The 19,788-nt window shown below is 38.0% G+C and carries 20 protein-coding genes; 17 read left to right on the forward strand and 3 right to left on the reverse strand.

The genetic code is table 11. From position 1 onward, the window contains the following. The first annotated feature begins 167 nt into the window (after positions 1–167). The 6 genes from OZX56_RS01670 (at position 168) to OZX56_RS01695 (ending at position 7,251) form a co-directional block, all read left to right on the forward strand. A complete protein-coding gene (locus tag OZX56_RS01670) occupies positions 168–1,397 on the forward strand; it encodes a lactate oxidase (protein ID WP_277139949.1) in 1,230 nt (409 codons plus the stop codon). 486 nt (positions 1,398–1,883) lie between these two features. After that, positions 1,884–3,380, forward strand: coding sequence for an ABC transporter substrate-binding protein/permease (locus OZX56_RS01675; RefSeq protein WP_277124750.1), 1,497 nt, complete (start codon positions 1,884–1,886; stop codon positions 3,378–3,380). After that, on the forward strand, positions 3,373–4,122 hold the full coding sequence (locus OZX56_RS01680) for an amino acid ABC transporter ATP-binding protein (RefSeq protein WP_277139950.1): 750 nt from the start codon (positions 3,373–3,375) through the stop codon (positions 4,120–4,122). The genes OZX56_RS01675 and OZX56_RS01680 overlap by 8 nt, the downstream gene beginning before the upstream one ends. Before the next feature lie 15 nt (positions 4,123–4,137). Beyond that, positions 4,138–5,289 (forward strand): ArgE/DapE family deacylase, encoded by a 1,152-nt coding sequence (locus OZX56_RS01685; protein WP_277139951.1) that lies wholly within the window; start codon positions 4,138–4,140, stop codon positions 5,287–5,289. A gap of 241 nt (positions 5,290–5,530) precedes the next feature. Then, positions 5,531–6,262: a hypothetical protein gene (locus tag OZX56_RS01690; RefSeq protein ID WP_277139952.1), complete on the forward strand. Its 732-nt coding sequence runs from the start codon at positions 5,531–5,533 to the stop codon at positions 6,260–6,262. A 149-nt stretch (positions 6,263–6,411) separates the two neighbouring features. Next, complete coding sequence (locus tag OZX56_RS01695) at positions 6,412–7,251, forward strand: aldo/keto reductase (protein ID WP_277139953.1); 840 nt, start codon at positions 6,412–6,414, stop codon at positions 7,249–7,251. A gap of 11 nt (positions 7,252–7,262) precedes the next feature. Here the strand turns inward: OZX56_RS01695 and OZX56_RS01700 are convergent, their stop codons facing one another. Continuing rightward, positions 7,263–8,141, reverse strand: a complete 879-nt coding sequence (locus OZX56_RS01700; RefSeq protein WP_277139954.1) for a LysR family transcriptional regulator — start codon at positions 8,139–8,141, stop codon at positions 7,263–7,265. A 76-nt stretch (positions 8,142–8,217) separates the two neighbouring features. Between OZX56_RS01700 and OZX56_RS01705 the strand changes: the two genes are divergently transcribed. The 6 genes from OZX56_RS01705 (at position 8,218) to OZX56_RS01730 (ending at position 13,062) form a co-directional block, all read left to right on the forward strand. Further along, positions 8,218–9,063 carry a DUF3737 family protein gene (locus OZX56_RS01705; protein ID WP_277139955.1) on the forward strand — a complete coding sequence of 282 codons (846 nt, stop codon included), beginning with the start codon at positions 8,218–8,220 and terminating at the stop codon, positions 9,061–9,063. Positions 9,064–9,072: 9 nt separating this feature from the next. Continuing rightward, positions 9,073–10,254 (forward strand): MalY/PatB family protein, encoded by a 1,182-nt coding sequence (locus OZX56_RS01710; protein ID WP_277139956.1) that lies wholly within the window; start codon positions 9,073–9,075, stop codon positions 10,252–10,254. After that, entirely contained in the window at positions 10,244–10,990 is a 747-nt protein-coding gene (locus OZX56_RS01715; protein ID WP_277139957.1) for an SDR family oxidoreductase, read from the forward strand. The genes OZX56_RS01710 and OZX56_RS01715 overlap by 11 nt, the downstream gene beginning before the upstream one ends. Positions 10,991–11,005: 15 nt before the next feature. After that, a complete protein-coding gene (locus OZX56_RS01720) occupies positions 11,006–11,545 on the forward strand; it encodes an NAD(P)H-dependent oxidoreductase (protein WP_277139958.1) in 540 nt (179 codons plus the stop codon). Then, on the forward strand, positions 11,542–12,441 hold the full coding sequence (locus OZX56_RS01725) for an alpha/beta hydrolase (protein WP_277139959.1): 900 nt from the start codon (positions 11,542–11,544) through the stop codon (positions 12,439–12,441). Before OZX56_RS01720 ends, OZX56_RS01725 begins: the two co-directional genes overlap by 4 nt. A gap of 195 nt (positions 12,442–12,636) precedes the next feature. Then, positions 12,637–13,062 carry a hypothetical protein gene (locus OZX56_RS01730; RefSeq protein WP_277139960.1) on the forward strand — a complete coding sequence of 142 codons (426 nt, stop codon included), beginning with the start codon at positions 12,637–12,639 and terminating at the stop codon, positions 13,060–13,062. A 72-nt stretch (positions 13,063–13,134) separates the two neighbouring features. On the opposite strand, the gene pepF is transcribed toward OZX56_RS01730, so the two are convergent. Beyond that, positions 13,135–14,940, reverse strand: coding sequence for an oligoendopeptidase F (pepF, locus tag OZX56_RS01735; RefSeq protein ID WP_277139961.1), 1,806 nt, complete (start codon positions 14,938–14,940; stop codon positions 13,135–13,137). A gap of 159 nt (positions 14,941–15,099) precedes the next feature. Between pepF and OZX56_RS01740 the strand changes: the two genes are divergently transcribed. Together OZX56_RS01740 and OZX56_RS01745 are read left to right on the forward strand one after the other, a co-directional pair. Then, complete coding sequence (locus tag OZX56_RS01740) at positions 15,100–16,299, forward strand: LCP family protein (RefSeq protein ID WP_277139962.1); 1,200 nt, start codon at positions 15,100–15,102, stop codon at positions 16,297–16,299. A 20-nt stretch (positions 16,300–16,319) separates the two neighbouring features. Next, positions 16,320–16,691 (forward strand): hypothetical protein, encoded by a 372-nt coding sequence (locus OZX56_RS01745; RefSeq protein ID WP_277139963.1) that lies wholly within the window; start codon positions 16,320–16,322, stop codon positions 16,689–16,691. Positions 16,692–16,744: 53 nt separating this feature from the next. Here OZX56_RS01745 and OZX56_RS01750 read toward each other — a convergent pair whose 3' ends face one another. Further along, positions 16,745–17,659: a proline-specific peptidase family protein gene (locus tag OZX56_RS01750; protein ID WP_277139964.1), complete on the reverse strand. Its 915-nt coding sequence runs from the start codon at positions 17,657–17,659 to the stop codon at positions 16,745–16,747. Positions 17,660–17,843: 184 nt separating this feature from the next. Here OZX56_RS01750 and OZX56_RS01755 point away from each other — a divergent pair, with 184 nt between their 5' ends. The 3 genes from OZX56_RS01755 to OZX56_RS01765 all read left to right on the forward strand — a co-directional run bounded on the left by OZX56_RS01755 (position 17,844) and on the right by OZX56_RS01765 (position 19,779). After that, positions 17,844–18,584, forward strand: a complete 741-nt coding sequence (locus OZX56_RS01755) for a PAS domain-containing protein (RefSeq protein ID WP_277139965.1) — start codon at positions 17,844–17,846, stop codon at positions 18,582–18,584. A 103-nt stretch (positions 18,585–18,687) separates the two neighbouring features. Further along, the gene (locus tag OZX56_RS01760) at positions 18,688–19,137 is read left to right on the forward strand and encodes a DUF3290 domain-containing protein (RefSeq protein WP_277126959.1); all 450 of its coding nucleotides are present in this window, start codon (positions 18,688–18,690) and stop codon (positions 19,135–19,137) included. Between the two features lie 9 nt (positions 19,138–19,146). After that, complete coding sequence (locus tag OZX56_RS01765) at positions 19,147–19,779, forward strand: DUF421 domain-containing protein (RefSeq protein ID WP_277139966.1); 633 nt, start codon at positions 19,147–19,149, stop codon at positions 19,777–19,779. The last annotated feature ends 9 nt before the right edge of the window (positions 19,780–19,788 follow it).

A 19,788-nucleotide genomic window follows, 5' to 3' on the forward strand; every position in this document is an offset into this window, starting at 1 on the left:
ATTCGTGAGCCGGTATTGGCTCTTTAAGTATAGTTTTCCTGTGTAATTGAAATTGGCAAATATGATAATTGATGGGCAAACTTTCTTTTATTATTTTCACTAACATTTGAAAGTGCTTTCGAGTATAATAAGGCTAAAATAATTTTATATTAAAAGGAGTTTTTGCAATGACAGTTTATTATAACGGTTTTCCGCAAAGTGATCGCGATGAGGCGATTAGTATGATTAATGTAGATGAACTTGAGGAGCGTGCTAAAGAAGTGATGCCAGAGGGTGCCTACTACTACATCGCATCTGGTTCTGAGAATGAATGGACTTGGCGCAATAATACGACTGCGTTTAATCACTTTCAAATTGTGCCTAGAGCATTGACTGATATGCAGGATCCGCAACTTGACACTGACTTTATGGGACTGAAGCTAAAAACTCCAATTATGATTTCCCCAATTGCTTGTCACGGAATAGCTCATACCGATGCAGAAGTTGCTACCCAAAAAGGTGCCGCAGCTGCCGGTGCATTATTTTCATCAAGTACTTATGGTAATAAGAGTGTTGAAGATATTGCTGCCGCAGCGCCTGATGCACCACGTTTCTTTCAACTTTATTTAAGTAAAGATTGGGATTTCAACCAGATGGTCTTTGATGCTATTAAGAAGGCTGGTTATAACGGAATTTTCTTAACCGTTGATGCACTAGTTTCTGGTTATCGTGAAGCTAACTTAAGAACACAATTTGCTTTCCCAGTTCCATTAGATTTCTTCAGTCGTTATCAGGGAGCACAAGGTGAAGGACAGACTGTGGCACAGATGTATGCTTCTTCTGCACAAAAGATTGGACCTGAAGACGTTAAGCGAATTAAGGAAATGTCTGGCTTACCAGTTTATATCAAAGGGGTAATGTGTGCTGAGGATGCCAATTTAGCAATGGGCGCTGGTGCCGACGGTATCTATGTCACTAATCATGGTGGTCGAGAAGTTGATAGTGGCCCAGCGACAATTGATATGTTGCCAGAAATTGCTAAGGCAGTAAATCATCGGGTGCCAATTATTTTTGACTCAGGAGTTCGTCGTGGTTCACACGTCTTCAAAGCGTTGGCTCTGGGTGCTGATTTAGTTGGAATTGGTCGTCCATATCTTTATGCCTTAGCTCTTGGTGGTGCTAAAGGTGTCGAGTCAGTCATTAAGCAATTAAATGATGAATTACTAATTGATATGCAACTAACTGGTTGCAAGACAATTGAAGATGTTAAGCATGCAAAATTAACTAATATTAGTTATACTGCTGACAATTTGAAGTCGGATACGGATCCTTCTAGACTTAAGCCATACCCAGTAACTGGTGATAACCAATTAAAGAATACTGGTGCTGATGTAGTTTCCGGTGCTTCTGAAGCTTAAAAATACAAAACTGCTGTACTTGAGTATTCTTATAAAACTCAGTAAGCAGTTTTTATTTTTTAAAAATTTTGATTACTAGTAAAAGTGGTACTAACGTATATAAATATCATTTTTTAATCATAAAATATTAATTTAATTTCAAAAAAGATTGGACAAGGTCTTTTTTTCTGTTATAATCATGAATTAAAGATATTAGGAGTAGTAAATTATTTTTTCTATTAGCGAGTTTGCGGGTGGTGAAAGGCAGACTAGAAGAATAATTGAAGGCGTGCCTGATAGATAATTTGATAAATCAATAAGCGGATACTTTGTGTCAACAAGAGTGGTACCGCGGGTAAAAGCTCGTCTCTTCTTACGTAATGTAAGAAGAGGGCGAGTTTTTTTATTTAGGGAGCAAAAATGAACTTTGTGAATAGGCGACGATGCATTGACTTGTTGTAGTAAATAGCTGAAATATTTGCATAAATAAAAATGGGAGATTAGTCAATGAAAAAGATAAAAAAATGGCTGGCAGCAATTTTTGCGCTACTAATGCTGCTAAGCGCAGCAACTGTTAATAGCACAGATGTTCAAGCTGCTAAGACGCCAAAAGCAACCGATAATTATTTAAAAAAGGTTAAGCAAAAAGGTAAGCTGGTGATGGGCACTAGTCCTGATTATCCGCCATTTGAATTTGTTAAAAATCAGCACGGCAAATCCGGTGTAGTGGGAATAGATGTCGAAGTTGGCAAAAAAATCGCCAAAGATATGGGCGTCAAATTGGTTATCAAAACGATGGATTTTGACTCACTGTTAGTTGGTCTTGAAACTGGCAAAGTTGACATGGTAATTGCGGGAATGACGCGGACTCCGAAACGGGCTAAAAGTGTTGATTTTAGTGAGGTCTATGAAAATAGTGGACAAGAATTAATTATTAGAAAAGCTGATGCTAAAAAATATCATAGCTATCATTCCTTTGCGGGTAAAACAATTGGAGCGCAAACGGGAAGTTTGCAGACTGATTTGATTAAAGAGCAAGCCAAAAAAGTTAAACTAAAAACAATGGATAAGGATAATGATCTTGTCTTAGCTTTAAAAACTAATAAGTTTGATGCAGTAGCCGTTGATAAAGAAACTGCTGAAGCTTTTTCACAAAATACGGCTGGCTTAACGCACATACCTGCAGGATTTAAAACAGGTGATATGGGCAAAGCGGTAGCCTTTCATCAAGGGGCTCAAAGTTTAGTGAATGCGGCCAACAAATCAATTGAGCAAATTAAAGCCGACAAATTAATTCAGAAGCAATATTTACCTAAAGTTAGCAAGTACCTAACTACTGGCAAATCTAAAAAAGCAACCAAGTCATCCAATTCAATGTGGGCTTATAAAGATTTCTTTTTTGCTGGTGTTGGTTACACCTTGTTTATCTCAGCAATTTCGGTTTTCTTCGGCTTTTTGCTAGGTGCAGTACTAGCATTAATGCGGTTGAGTCATAATAAAGTTGCTCATTCGATTGCCACTGCTTATATTGAATTTGTTCGTGGTACACCGCTCATGGTGCAGTTATTATTTATTTACTTTGGCTTAGGCTTGATTGTTAACATTCCAGCCTTATTATCAGGGATTATTGCTGTGTCACTTAATTCGGCTGCTTATGTGGCAGAAGTTATCCGCTCGGGAATCAATTCGGTTTCAGTTGGGCAAACGGAAGCTTCAAGGTCACTAGGATTATCACGTTCAGCTACGATGCGTTACGTAATTATGCCACAAGCAATGAAAAATATCTGGCCAGCTTTAGGAAATGAATTTGTTTCTTTGATTAAGGAAAGTTCGATTGTTTCAGTTATTGGGGTCAAAGACTTAATTTATCAATCACGGATTGTCCAGGCAGATACCTACCGGGGCGTCATGCCATTGGTAATTACCATGATTCTGTACTTTATTATTACCTTTAGTTTGTCTAGTTTAATGAAAATATTTGAGAGGAAGATGAATCATGATTAGTACTAAACCAATTTTGGCAGTCGAACATTTACAAAAAACTTTTGGTAAGAATGAAGTTTTAAAAGATATTAATGCTGAGGTTAATGATGGGCAGGTTATCTGTTTGGTCGGACCGTCAGGTGCAGGTAAAAGTACCTTCTTGCGTTGTCTAAATCTACTTGATGAACCGACTTCAGGGAAAGTTTTGTTTGAGGGCAAGGAATTGACTGCTTTAAGTGAAACAGAGCTTAATACTTTACGTGAAGAAATGGGAATGGTGTTTCAACAATTTAATTTGTTCCCACATATGAGCGTTCTTGAAAATATTAAATTGGCTCCGACTAAAATTAAAAAGACGCCAGATGAAACAATTACGGCTAAGGCAATTGAACTGCTAGAACAAGTTGGTTTGGCTGATAAGGCTGATGCTTTTCCTGCTAGTTTATCAGGAGGTCAGCAACAGCGGGTGGCAATTGCCAGGGCTCTAGCAATGAATCCTAAAGTTATGCTCTTTGATGAACCAACCTCGGCGCTTGATCCCGAAATGGTTGGCGAAGTGCTAAAAGTTATGCAAGATTTAGCTCAAAAGGGAATGACTATGGTAGTTGTAACTCATGAAATGGGCTTTGCCAAAAAAGTAGCTGATGAAGTTTGGTTTATGGCTGATGGTTATCTTCAGGAAAAGGCTACACCGCAGGAATTCTTTGCTCATCCTAAGACAAGCCGGGCACAGGACTTTTTAGCTAAGATATTAGAAGCATAATAAAAAGGTGCCATTATGGAAAATAAACAAGCTATTAAAATATTGACTGATATAATTGCACTTGATACAACTAATGATCATGAAAGTCAGATTGCCGATTATTTGACTGATCTATTTAAAGATTATCCTGTTAAAATTGATCGGGTTACTTATACGCCAGGACGCGATAACTTAGTAATTACGCTTGGTGAAAGTGGACCAATGTTAGGCTTTTCAGGGCATGAAGATGTGGTTGATGCTGGCGACTTAGCTAATTGGCAAACGCCACCGTTTACACCCACTATTAAAGCTGGAAAATTATATGGCCGTGGTGCCAGTGACATGAAGTCCGGATTAGCCGCAATGGTTGTTAGTATGCTGGATTTATTAAATAGTGGTAAAAAATTACCTGGTCGGCTGCGTTTGCTAGCTTCAGTTGGTGAAGAAATTGGCGAATTTGGAGCTGCCCAACTGGTTAAAGCTGGGTATGCGGATGAGCTGGCTGGCTTAGTCATTGGCGAACCATCTAATTTTAATATTCGAGTAACTCATAAAGGAATTATTGATTATTATGTTACGTCGAAAGGGATTGGTGTGCACGCTTCGACACCAGAGTTAGGGCGCAATGCAATTATGCCGTTAGTAAAATTTGCTCAAGAAGCACAAACTTTAATGGCAAGTCATACTGAAAAAGATCCCGTTTTAGGAGGGTTAACTCATGTAATTAGTCAAATCCAGGGCGGTAATCAAATTAATTCGGTTCCAGATCAGGCCTGGCTTAGTGGTAATATTCGAACCACTCCACTTTATCCGAATCAGCAAATTATGACTGAGCTAGAACAGATTATTAGCGAATTGAATGCTCAAGGTGCGCAGTTAGCTATTCGGTACAGTTATCCGGAAGTGCCGCTGCCTAGTCAAGCAGATACTAAACTAGCTAAATTGGCACAGCGAGTAGTACGCAAAAGTCTTGGTCGCGGAGGTGAGCTAGTTGCTGGGACTGGCGCAACAGATGCTTCAGAATATATTCAGGCTTCGAATAACTTTCCGATTATTATCTTGGGACCAGCTGCTGGCGTGAGCGATCATCAGCCTAACGAATTCATTGCAATTGATGACTATTTGGCAGGATGCAAGTTATACCAAGATTTAGCATGGCAATTTTGGCAGGAAAATTTGAAAGTATAAAATACATCGGAGATATATAAGTTTTCTTAGTGACTGTACAATTCTAAATATTTGGTAAAACGTTTGTTGACCTTAGTATGTTTTGACGACGACTATGCTAAGTTAAATGAAAATAGGTCAATAAGGAGAAAAGCTGATGGTCAAGTATTGGGTAGTATTCAAAACCTTATTTAAACAAAAAATAAAGTCAACTTACAAAGTGTTTTGCTTACAATTATTTGCAACAATTGTATTTTCTCTTATGTTGAATTTTAATTATGATGCCAAAGAACGTCTGAATTTGTATCCCGATAGTTTTGAAACAGCATTTATTTTACTAGGCATTTTAGCCAATATGATTTATTTGGTATATAGTTGTCAGCAGAATGAGCGTTTTAATCGTGATCAGACCTGGCGCTTGCTACCAATTAATGATAGTAAATTGTATGTAATAAATACGGTTAGTTCAGGTAGTGCTTTTATCTGCTTTGACTTGTTGTTGGGAGTTGAATTGATTATCGCGTTATTTATTTTCTCTTTTTTTGATACTAGTACGAGAAAAATATTTTATAACTTTAATTATTCAATGACCCACTTGTCTGGAGTAGTGATTAATAAGTATGTTTTGACTGTGCTAGTCTTGTTATTAATCGGAATAGCGATTTATTTAACAGTTAGCTTTCTGAATTTTAGTAGTGTAGCGCTAATTGATTTTTGGCCAAATATGTCACATAGGTTGGTCAAGTGGACAGTTAGAATTATCTTACTTTTTGTTGTTAGTTGGCTAATCGTTTCTGGTTATAATATTTTGCGTCATGTTATCGTCAATATTGACCATGCTTTGTTCAATATCCCTTACCGATATTTGACGTATCCATTGCCAAAAATTAATTTAGCTGGTGATGCAGGAATATTTTTGTTATACGATACAATTTTACTTATGCTAAACTGGTGGTTAAACGATCATTATGTTGAAGCTAAGGCTGATAAATAACTTGTCTGAGCCGTTCCTTATCAAAAAGGAGCGGCTTTTTTATCGCCATAATATAGCTAAAAAGCATAGGTAAGCATTTATTATAGGTATTAGACAAAAAAGCGCTCCACTTGTAAGATTAACTCAATCAATCATAAAGGAGGAAAAATATGAAGCGAATCAAATTAAACAATGGTGTCTCTATGCCGCAGTTAGGCTTTGGCACTTTTCAAATTAATGACTTAATAGAATGTGAGGCTTGTGTGCTATCCGCGTTAAAAACTGGTTACCGAATGATCGATACTGCTGCCAATTATGGGAATGAAAGTGCCGTTGGCAAGGCGATTAAGCGTAGTTCAATTCCGCGTAATGAGCTTTTTATTTCATCTAAGGTTTGGCTAACTAAAGATGGTTATCAAGAAACACTTGCAGCTTTTGAGCAAACATTAAAAAATCTGCAAACAGATTATTTGGATCTTTACTTAATTCATATGCCTTATGGTGATTATCAAGGCAGTTGGCGGGCAATGAGCGAATTGTACCAAGCTGGCAAAATTAGAGCGATTGGTGTATGTAACTTTTTGCCAGATCGACTGGTTGATTTGATTTTAACTAGTGGGGTTATTCCAGCAGTGAATCAGATTGAATTGCATCCGTTTTGTCAGCAGCAAGATTTACGACAATTAATGGCTAAGTATCAGATTACGCCTATGGCTTGGGCCCCATTTGCGGAAGGTCAGAATCATTTATTTACCAATCCGATTTTAGTTAAGATTGGTGCTAAATATGGTAAAAGCGCCGCTCAAGTAGTCTTGAAATGGCTTGAACAGAGTGAGATTTCAGCTATTCCTAAGTCGGTGCATTTAGAACGTATGCAAGAAAACTTTGCACTAGCAGACTTTAATCTGACTGAGGAAGATTTGGCGGCAATAACAGCGCTTGATAGTAAGCAGCCAGTAATTTTACAAGTTGATAGTGCCAAAGAAGCCTACCGCTTGCATGAACTTTAGACTTAGCAAGACTAGCTGACTGGTAAGAGCAGTTTGAGTTCAGTTAAGAACTTTTGCACGGCTGGAGAAAGAGTCAGTGCTTTAGACCAGATTAGACAAACTTGAGCGGTTTGGCGAGGAACTAAGGGAATGAAGACTAGATCGGTATCAACTGTATTAATAATGCCATCTAAACAGATTGCTGAGCCGACTCTAGCTTGGGCAAGTAGTGAAGCATTATATAGTAGGTTATAGGTGGCAACCACATTAAGTTTTTTGAAGCTACTACCAAGCCATTGATTGATGACCTCTAAACTGCTTTGTTGTTGCGGAACAATCATTCGCTGATTATGTAGGTCATCAACGTTAATTCCAGTTTGGTTGGCTAACGGATTATCTTTACGAGTTAAAACTCCCCAAGCGGTACTTCCTGGTAATACTAAAAAATTATAATCAGTTTTATTTATGGGTTCTACGGTAACTCCAAAGTCGAAAATACCATTTTGCATTTTTTCGTGGACTTCTCGGGCATCACAACTGTGCAGATTAACCGTAATTTTGGGAGCAGAATGCGTTAAATTAGCGATTGTTTGAGCAATTGTACTCATCATGGGAATCTCGGCACAACCAAGAAAGACGCTACCACTAATTTCGTGTTCTTTATTGATGTTGGCGCTGGTCTTGTCGGCTAAGGCAATTAATTGTCTGGCTTGATTGGCTAGGTATTCGCCGGCGCTAGTTAACTTAATGCCGCGATGATTGCGCTCGAATAAGCTAACGCCTAATTCGCTTTCTAGTTCATGAATTTGCCGTGAAATTGTCGGCTGAGAAATATGTAATTTATTGGCTGCATGGGAAATGCTTTGTTCGTTCACAATGGTTAAAAAATACCGTAAAACTCTTAATTCCATCAAACTTGCTCCTATTATGTTTGCATTAGTGGTACTAATCATAACATTTTTAAGTTAAAAAATAAGAAGGTAAAAAATGAAAAACTATCAGGATGAATATTATGAAGGTGAACGACCACTCTTTGGACTAACAGATGCCCAAATTAGCAATACTACTTTTGGACCCGGAGAATCTCCCTTAAAGGAAGGCAGAAATTTGCAACTGACCGGAGATATTTTTAAGTGGAAATATCCGTTATGGTATTGCGATCAGGTTGAAGTTAAAAATACGCTTTGGGAAACGATGGCTCGCTCAGGTGTTTGGTACACTAATCATCTTAAAGTAACAGATTCTGTCTTGCAAGCTCCGAAAAATTTTCGGCGTTGCCAAGACCTTAAGTTAACCAACGTAACTTTAGCAGATGCAGAAGAAACCTGTTGGGATTGTCAGAGAGTGACTTTAGAAAATGTGCAAGCTACTGGCGATTATTTTGGGATGAACAGTAAACAAATTAAGGCCAATAATTTAAGAGTAGTTGGTAATTATGCTTTTGATGGAGCAAGTGACGTAGAGATTCACGATTCAGTTTTGATAACTAAAGATGCATTTTGGAATTGTCAAAACGTCACGATATCAGATTCAGTGATTAATGGCGAATATTTGGGGTGGAATACTAAAAATCTCACGCTGATTAACTGTACTATCGAAAGTGATCAGGGTCTGTGCTATGTTGAAAAGTTAACTATGAGAAATTGTCGTTTATTGCAAACAACTTTGTCATTTGAATATTCAACTGAGATCGATGCAGAGATAGCTTCGGAAATTACTAGTGTCAAAAATCCCATTAGTGGCGTAATTAAAGCAGAAAAAATTGGTACGCTCATTATGGATGATACCAAAATTGATCCTAGCAAGACTAAGATTATTACCCAGAAAGATTGAGTGCAAACTATGGAATATGATTTTACTACCATTATTCCGCGTAGACAGACTAACTCTGTTAAGTGGAATGTTGATGAAAATGAATTACCGATGTCTTTAGCAGACATGGACTTTGCTGTAGCTCCAGAAATAGTTACGGCGATGAAAGAAAAACTAGACTTGGGTGTTTTTGGATATGAAACTGTCCCTGATACATATTATGAGGCACTCATTAATTGGTTCCAAGGGCAGCATCATACTAAGTTAGAGAAATACTGGTTAATGTTTGTCAATGGTGTTATTCCGGCTTTATCATCAATTGTTCGCAGTGTCACTAATGTTGGCGACAATATTTTGGTGCAAGCGCCGGTTTATGATATTTTTTATCATTCAATTGAAAATAATGGTCGTCATACTTTAACTAGCGATTTAGTTTATCAAAATTATCATTATGAAATTGATTGGACGGATTTAGCGGCTAAATTGTCGCAGCCACTAACAACCATGATGATTTTGTGTAATCCACATAATCCAGTGGGCAAAACTTGGACTAAGGCTGAGCTTGAGCGACTGGTTAAGTTATGCACGAAATATCATGTAAAGTTAGTTAGTGATGAAATTCATGGCGATTTAGTCTGGGGGCAAGAGGAATATATACCGCTAGCTGCATTGGCAAATTTGGCAGATAAAGAAGTTGTTAGCTTAACTTCGCCAAGTAAGGCTTTTAACGTGGCAGCACTACACGCGGCAACAGTGATTATTCCTAATGAAAATTTGCGTAATCAGATTAGTCGCGGGTTGAATAATGACGAACTAACTGAACCTAACCTGCTGGCGATTCCTGGTAGTATTGCGGCTTATACTAAGGCTGACGAATGGCTCAATGGCTTGAAAAAGCAGCTGACGGCTAATTATTATTTAGCAGAGAAGTTTATCATGGCAAATATCCCAGAGGTCAAAATAACATCTGGGCAAGCTACCTACTTAATGTGGCTCGATGTGTCGGCTTATACCAATGATTCACAAGTTTTAGCAGACTTTATTCGTAGGAAAACCGGTCTGGTTTTAGCAGCTGGTGCTGTTTATCGAGGTAATGGTTCAAACTTTTTGCGGCTGAATTTTGCTTGTCCAAGTCAAATGTTGCTGGATAGTTTACAGCGCTTGCAAGTAAGTTTAACAGAGTTTAAGAAAGAGAAAAATTATGGCAATTAAAGATAAAGTAGTAGTTATTACAGGGGCTTCTTCAGGAATTGGCGCGGCAACAGCACGCTTATTAGCCCAAAAGGGTGCCAAATTAGTTTTAGGTGCTAGACGAACTGATAAATTAGCAACCTTAGCTAGCGAAATTACGGATGCGGGTGGCCAAGCGATTTATCAAGTAACAGATGTCACCAATAAGGAAGATAATCTTAACTTGGTTGCTGCAGCTAAAGCAGCTTTTGGTCAAGTTGATGTGATATTTCTAAATGCCGGTTTAATGCCAAATTCGCCGTTGTCTGCGCTAAAAACTACTGAATGGGATCGTATTATTGACGTCAATCTTAAAGGAGTGCTAAATGGAATCGCAGCAGTCTTACCAGAATTTACTAAGCAAAAATCTGGCCATATTATTGCGACTTCTTCAGTAGCTGGTCTAAAAGCCTACACCAATGGTGCGGTATATGGCGCAACTAAATGGGGGCTAAAAGATTTGATGGAAGTTTTGCGAATGGAATCAGCACAGGAAGGTACCAATATTCGAACGGCGACAATTTATCCAGCGGCAATTAAGACTGAATTACTGGAGCAGATTACAGATGAAGCAACGGCTCGTGATATGGGGCAGACATACGACCAATATCAAATTAGTCCTGATCGCGTAGCTAATGTGGTAGCTTTTGCCATTGATCAGCCTGCAGATACTAATGTCAGTGAATTTACTATTGGACCAACTAAGCAGCCTTGGTAATCAGGAGTAGAAATAATGAATGTTTTAGTATTAACTTTTCACCCAAATTTAGCTCTTTCAAAAGTAAACCGACATTTATTTGATCAGGTCAAGCAAAGCAAGCTCCCTAATTTGCGGATTTATGATGAGTATCGTCTTTATCCAGATGAAAAGATTGTTGTTCAGCAAGAACAAGTAGCATTAGCTTGGGCTGATCGGATTGTTTTACAATTTCCATTTTATTGGTATAGTTGTCCACCGTTACTGAAAAAGTGGGAGGATCAAGTTTTAGAACATGGTTGGGCTTACGGTAGCGGTGGTAACAAGTTGCACGGTAAAGAATTATTACTGGCAATTTCTGCGGGAGCACCCAAAAGCAAGTATCAACATGATGGAGAGTTCGGAGTAACACTGCCGGAACTATTATTGCCATTTCGTAGTACTAGCAACTTAATTGGTACTAAATTTTTGTCTCCATTTATTGTTTATAATGCGATGGCAATCAGTGATACTGATTTGCAAGCAGCTGGAAAGGCTTATTGTCAATATTTGTCTGCACTTGGATTAGATAAATGACTCGTCGGCGAAAAATATTAATTAGCAGCGGATTGCTAATTTTATTGCTGGTTTTTGGTGGACTTTGTTGGTATAAAGCGAAGCTACCTGTTGAGAACCAGACTTATGTGTTGCAAGGCGATCGATTCACTAGTGTAGGTAAAATTGCTAATCGTGCTAAGTCAACACCAACAATTTATCTGCATGGTTGGGGTGCTAGTGGACGCTCAACTGCTGGGATGATTGCCTATGCCGTAAAACATGACCATGCACGTAAGGTTTTGACTGTTACCGTGCAAAAAAATGGCAAGATTCATTTACAAGGAAACTGGCCTAAGACGGTTAAGCGACCAATAATTCAGGTAGTCATGCAGGACAATAAAAATAGTGATTATTTTACTACTAGTAATTGGATTTATCATTTAATGTTGCTACTAAAGCAGAAGTATCACATTAAGCAATATAATACTGTCGCGCATTCGATGGGAAATCTAACGCTAGCGTATTATCAGGAACGATATGGTGCTAAGCAAAGTCTGCCTAAGCTAGTAAAACAAGTAAATCTTGGTGGACACTTTGCTGGGATTATTGGGATAGATGATCAAGTCAATCATAATTACTTGCAAAAAAACGGGTGTCCCAGATATCTTAACGATACCTATCGCTATTTATTACGCCATCGTGAAAATTTCCCTACTGATGTGCAAGTGTTAAATATTTATGGTAACAAGCAAGATGGCACTAATTCTGATGGTTCAGTCAGTGTCGTGTCGGCGCGTTCGCTGCGATATCTCTTGCATGGAAAAACTCGCAAGTATGAGGAAGTAGAGATTAAGGGCGCAGACGGTCAGCATAGTAAGTTGCATGAAAATCCACATGTCAATCGGCGAATTGGTTGGTTTTTATGGCCAAAATGAAAAGCGAGAGTGCCTAGGGTACTCCCGCTTTTTGATGTGAGAAATATTTTATTTCCTTAATTGTTATATTATTTATAGGGCCAAGTTGCAAGTCGTATTTATGACTTTTTGCAAAACAATAAAATTGCTCTGCATATATTAAGCTGTTATGCTGAAGCTAAATAATACTGTATCTTTAGTTTAGGAGGCTCTATGATGAAGAAAAAATGGTTGATTTTAGCAATTTTACCAGCTTTAGTATTGACTTTTACCAGTATAGGTTCGCTAGAAGATGTTCAAGCAGTCCCGGCACAAAGTTCACATTATTGGTGGAAGCCTAGGAAGATGATTACTACTAAAAAGCAAAGCTTATGGAAAATTAATGGTAGCGAGCCGCGTTATGAACAGCGATTAGTTCAAAAAAAGAACTTGAAAAAAGGTTCGATTGTAACTGTAGAGGCTCCGGCTAATTGGCCATGGGCATTTATTGGTAATATTCCTGGCATTGGTCAAGCGACTGAAGGACGTTATTTTTGGGTTAATAATAATGATTCAAATAAATGGTTAGCTAAGTATAATCAGAAAAATCTCAAAAAATACCATAAAAAAACTACTCATAAAAAAGTTGCAAAAAGTCATTAATGATTACAAGTGCAATAGTTTAATTAGTCTTATACAAAAGCCATGCTTTAGAAACATGGCTTTTTGTTTACCTTATTTAAAATCGTGCTGAACAATCTCTGTAAATTCATCTAAACGTTTAGCAAAAGTTGTAAAGGCATCTTCAAGATAATCTGGCTTAGTCATATCAACTCCTGCATGCTGCATAATATCAGTTGGAGCAGCACTAGAACCGGCTTTAAGAAAATCTAGGTAGGCAGCGCGATCTTGATCAGTTCCATGGACCACCTTGTTGGCTAATGCGGTAGCTGCTGCAAAGCCAGTAGCGTACTGATAAACGTAAAAGTCATAATAAAAGTGCGGTATGCGGCTCCATTCTTTGGCGATTTCACCACCCGGTGCGACGCTATCGCCATAATAATGTTGATTCAATTGTCCATAAAACTTGTCTAATTTATCTGCAGTTAATGGGTTGCCATTGGCATCTTGTTCATGAATATATTGTTCAAATTCAGCAAACTCAGTTTGTCTAAATAGCGTTCCTTTGAATGAATCGAGATAATAATTTAAGACAAAGGCACGGGTTTTGGGATCTGTGACGTGATCGAGCAAATATTCGGTTAGGATATTTTCATTAGTGGTTGAGGCAATCTCAGCAACAAAGATAGGATAGTCACCGTAGACATAAGGCTGGTTTTTGCGGGTATACATGCTGTGGACAGAATGGCCGGTTTCGTGGACAAGAGTGTAGAGAGAATCGATATTGTCAGTCCAGTTAAGCAATTCGTAGGCATCAGTGTCATACGAACCACCCGAGTATGCACCTGTAACTTTATTTTGCGACTCAACTACATCAATTACGCGATTATCAAAAATATAATCAACTTGTTTAAGATAGTCCTGTCCAAGTGGAGCCAGGGCTTTTTTGGCTGCTGTTTTTGCTTGAGTAAAAGTATAAGACAGCGCAGGTTTACCAGTCAAAGGTACATACATGTCCCACATTTGTAAATCTTTAAGCCCTAAGATTTGTTTGCGTAAGGCAACGTAACTGTGCAGTAAGTCCAAGTGGTTATTAACCTCTTGAATTAGGGTGTCGTATACGATAGTCGGCACGCCATTTTCATCTAGAGCTGCGTCACGAGCACTGTCGTAATGGTGAACTTGAGCAGTAAAATTGTGTGCTTTAACTACACCGCTTAGCGTTGAGGCGAGTGAATTTTCAAACTGACCATAAGTGGCATACATTGTTTCAAAAGCGCCGCGTCTAACTTGCCGATCTTGAGACTGAATTAAAGTATCATAAAGGCCATCAGATAATTGCACCATTTCGCCGTTCTCATTTTGAACGTAGCCATATTCTAAATCTGAATTAGTCAAGACGTTAAAAGTATTTTCAGAGACACCCATCGCATCACCGGTATCTGCGATTAACTTTTCCTCGTTTGCAGACAAGGTGTGCGGCCGCAGACGGGTAATTTGCTCTAGCCAATGGTCAAGCTGTTTTAATTTAGGTTCACTAGTTTTAAAATTAGTGAGTGTATCTGCCGGCAGCGCTAAGATAGCAGGTTTAATGAAGGCAGTAGCGGCTTCAAATTGGCTAATTAGAGTTTGGCTTTGGGCGACATAACCTAAATAATGAGCATTACTCGTATCAATATCGCTGGACATTGAAGCATAGACATAGAGCTTTTCTAATCTACGTTCAACAGTTAAAATTTTACTTAAGCTGGTAAATAAATTGGTAGCAGTTTTGGTAAATTCTGCCTGTAAACTAGTTAAAGTTTGTATTTCCTGTTTAACTATTGTATATTCATCTTCCCAGTCTTGGTCGGACTTGAAGACGCGGGTTAAATCCCACTTTAAGTTATCTTCAACTTGATCTCTTGTTGGAATGGTCATTAAAAATTCTCCTTATTAAATATTTACTTAATGTTAGCCATTATTTGCTTAAATGGTTAAAAAATAAGATATTATTAATTATATTCAGTAATATTTTAGTTTAAGTTCAAACATGTTACAAATATCATTGGATAATTGTGGAAGGAAATAGAAAAAGGAATGGATCAAAATTCTAAACGTAGAGAAGATTACCATAAAAAGTTTTCTACTACTAGTCTACATCGTAATCATATTTTTGCGGCCCCAGCACAGGCGTTAAAAAGTGGTATCTTGCTGCGAATTGTTGGAATTATCGGAATACTCTGTGTTTGTTTTGGGTTAGCTTTTGCAGCACATATGTATTTTGCGCTGCATACGGCCATTGATGGCAATGGCAATAATTCTGCAACCTCTGCGCGCATTGCTAATAAAGAGCCGATCTCAGTTTTGGTTTTGGGAGTAGACCAAGGGATGGAAGGTCGTCACGATAAGGGCAATTCGGATACTTTGATTTTGGCAACGGCAAACCCAGCAAAAAGTAAGGCAACCATGACTTCAATTCCACGTGATACCTTGGTTAATATCCTAGGCGATCCGGGAGATAAATATGATATGTTTAGAGTTAATTCAGCTTATGGCATTGGCGGTAGCAAAGCATCAATGAAGACTGTTTCGGCTTTAGTCAATGTCCCAATTCATTATTATGTGGAAGTTAATATGAAGGCGCTCAAGAATTTGGTTGATGCAGTCGGTGGGGTTGATGTTAAAGTACCGTTTGATTTTTCATATGATTGGTGCGATTTTCATAAAGGCAAGCAACATTTGAATGGTCGACATGCTGTGGCTTATGTACGTATGCGCCATGATGATCCTCGTGGTGATTATGGTCGGCAAATGCGGCAACGACAAGTCATTACAGCGGTTGTGCATCAAGCGATGTCAGTTAATACGATTGCCAATTATCGTAAGTTAGTCAAAATCTTTACTAAATATGTCAAAACCAATTTGACCTTTAATGACATGTTGGCATTAGCAATGAATTATCGCGGTTGTATGAATGACCTAGATAGTGGCTATTTGCAAGGTCATGATGCCTGGATTAACGGGTCATCTATTCAGGTTGCGTCAACTGAAGCCTTACAAAAGACGTCAGATACAATGCGAAAAAATCTTGATTTAGAAACACAGACTTTAGATAATGATGAAACTAGACTTAATAAGTTAAACGAACAAAATAATAATATTAAGTGGATGGATCCTGCACCGTTTACCAATTATCAGATTTACCGTTCGGCGGTAACGTCTGAAGCTGATGCGGATAATGCTAATCAAACAGGTAATAGTAATTCTGAAAATGGTAGAGGAATTTTTGGTAATTAAGCTTTTAAAAAGGGGCAGCTATGCAAAAACGAAGTTTTTTTCCGATGATTTATGGTCTAATATCAGCTTTAATAGCCTTTATTGCAGTGTTTTTTATTTGCTGGCGTAATTTTCATTGGAACTTAACATTAACAATTTTAATAGCGGGAATTTTTGCATTATGCTTTTTCTGTTTATCGTGGTTTCGCGGGCATGCGTCAGTTGAGATTAAGCGAATTGTTTACGAATACCACTTGTCAGATCAAGAATTAGCGAAGATTACGGGCATGAAAACTAGCGACTTTCCAATTTATCATAATAAATTACAATTAATCTTGCCTAAACGCGAATGGCCACAGGTTTTAACGGCACTGCAACAATATGAAAGACAGCGCAAGAATACAGAGTTATAACAGCAAAAAAGGGCTGACCTTGATTTTTAAGTCAAGGTCAGTCCTTTTTTTGCTTATTCTCCTTTGAAAGTGCCGGTTTCGACTTGTTTAATAAAGTCGGCTAGGTGTTTGTAATAGACGTCAGGATTATCTACCATATGATGATGACCACCATTTGGAGTGGTTACCAATCGGGAATTAGGAATTAGTTGCTGCATTGTTTTAGCAGTAGCGATTGGCATAGTTTCATTTTCGCCAAAGGTAATTAAAGTTGGAGCAGTAATCTTGTCTAGCTGATCTCTAAAGTGCCAGTCCTTTAACTTACCAGTAATTACAAATTCATTATCACCCTGAAAAGCATTGTAAACAGCTGAACCACCAATATCGCCTAGATGATAAAGTTTAGAAGGCTGCTTGCGATCAACGAAGTTGATGTTGAGAATTTGAACATCATCTTGGTAGCGTTGATTGTCATAATTATTGTTTGCTTCACATTCGTGCATAAAGTCGATTTCAGTTTGTGGCAATACTTCTTGGCGGCGGCGATTAACCGAGGCAACGTATTCGTCAATTTCATCGACCATGGAAGAAATAATTGCGCCCTTAAGATGCTGACCATATTTAACCGCGTATTCTTGGACTAGGAGGCCACCCCAACTTTGACCGATAAGATAAATATTGTCTAAACCAAGTTTTGCACGTACTTCGTCTACTTCATCTAAGAAGTATTCGTAAGTTAGATATTTTTTGGCAATGGCCGGATCGTCGTAATCTGGTTGGTCAGAATAAAGTGAGCCAAGCTGGTCGTACATCGTAACTTGTACATTCAAACCTTGCTTTTTTAGTTGTTCAGCAGTATCTTCCCAATATTCATGATTGCCGCCAGGACCACCATGCAGTGCTAATAAGTGGATGTCGCCATCACCTTGGGTATTAGTCCATAGATGATAGCCATTATCTAAAGTAATAATTTTAGTACCAGTTTTCATTGTTTGCTCCTTTTTAAACTATTAACTACTATTTTAGCTCATAGCGTGAAATAAAAATAGTTTTGGATTTTATGGTCAATATCTACAGCGGTATTAAGCGATTTTGATGTTGCTAATTGCTTATTAAGCGGTTACTTGCTATAATTTGATTATTACTATTTGAATTGGATATTGGAGGTAAATTATGGCAGAACCTGAATGGCTACAAAATATGGATAAAGCTGAATACTTAAAAGAAGACTTTGAAGCCCAAGGTAATGGTCGCTATACGGTTGATGGATTGAACAAGGAAGATCCAGATTGGCTTGATAAGGCGGCAGAAAAGACTCACGCGGCTAGTGGCGATGATTATGTGAAACTCGATAGTGGTCTGATGACCGTTAACCAGCTCAATTGGATGTTGCGCAATACAATTGGCGAATTGACTTTTGTTGATGAGAATAATCAGTTCTTGTGGTATAACCGTCCGGTTGATCCGAATGCCAAAATGAAGGCTAAGCGAGTTCCCGAACAAGTTGGCGATACTATGAAAGATATTCATCCAGATATTCGCGATGTTATCCCTAATGCTAAAAAGGTGGTGCACGCTTTACGGACTAAAGCAGATGGTCATGAAGCAGTTTATATGCCAGTACCAACTGGTAATTTAGAAGAACTGGTCTTGCATTATTATAAGCGAATGGAAGACGATGAAGGAAACTATGCGGGTATTTATGAATGGGTTCAAGATTTATATCCACTAGTTAAATACTTCTGTGAAACTACTGGACAAAAGTTGGTAGTTGACCCTGATGCTACAACTGGCGCAACTTATCGCCGTAATTCTGATCCAGATAGTTCAACGGGAGCTTCAACTAAGGCGGAACAAGTAAAAGAGGAAGCGAAGCCAGAACCAGATACTTCATCAGCCGCTTCAGAAAATTAAATAATCCTAAGCAGTAGTTAGATCTAGTCTAACTACTTTTTGTTATACTTGTTTATATAGATTCAATTATAAAAAAGTTGTTTTTATTCGAGGTGACAAGCTGATGAATTTTTATACACTGAAGTATATTGAGCAGAATCAAAATACTAATAAAACTATTCTGTATGTCTTGATTGCTGCAGCAGCATTAACTGTATTCGTGTTTACGTTGTTATATTTGCGGCACCGTTTTGATACCCGGTATCGTGATTTAGGAATTATCGCGTTATTATTTTTGTTAGTATTTGCTGGAACGCAATATGAAAAGTATGTGCAAACTAATTTAGTTAAATCGCAATCAGTACAAATTGTGCCGTTTATTAAATCGATTGCGCGTGATCAAGGAGTGCCTAAATCTGATGTATTGGTCAATTCAACTACCTTAAAAGATGGCATTATTGTCCGGATTGATTCAAAGAATATTGATTATCAATTAAATCTTAATGATGATAATAATAGTTATACTTTGACTCAAGCCTATGTAATTGATCATAAAGTTAAGATTCAAAAGTAGGAGAATAGTATGAACTATACACAACTTTTTATTAAATTTGCACTTGGTGTTTTAACTCTGATTTTTCAGATCAATGTTTTTGGTAAAAGCAACTTAGCTCCTACTACCGCTTTGGATCAATTACAAAACTACGTTCTTGGTGGCATTATCGGTGGAGTTATTTATAATGCTGATGTTTCGGTCTTGCAATTTTTGCTAGTATTGGTAGTCTGGACTTTAGTAGTCTTTATCCTGAAGTTTGCTCGTGAGCATAGTAACCTAGTACGTAAGGTAATTGATGGCGATCCAATTCAAGTAATTAAGAATGGCAAAGTTCTGGTTAGAAACTGTCTGTCTGCTGGGATTTCAGCCAATGAATTAATGTTTAAGTTGCGCAGTCAGGGGATTTATTCGGTTGAAAAGGTTAAGAACTGTATTTTTGAAAAGAATGGCCAGTTAACGGTTATTCGGAATGATGAGACTAATGTGCGGTTTCCGGTGATAAATGATGGTCAGGTCAACCAAGATGTACTGGAATTAATGCACAAGGATGAAGACTGGATTACGCAAGAAGTCAAAAAGGCCGGTTTTAATAATGTCAGCGATGTTTTTCTAGCTGACTTTAATGATGGGAAACTTTCCTTTACAGGATATCAAAAATAGAAAATAGGT

This window comes from Lactobacillus sp. ESL0684 (genome assembly GCF_029392675.1).
Taxonomy (GTDB): Bacteria; Bacillota; Bacilli; order Lactobacillales; family Lactobacillaceae; genus Lactobacillus.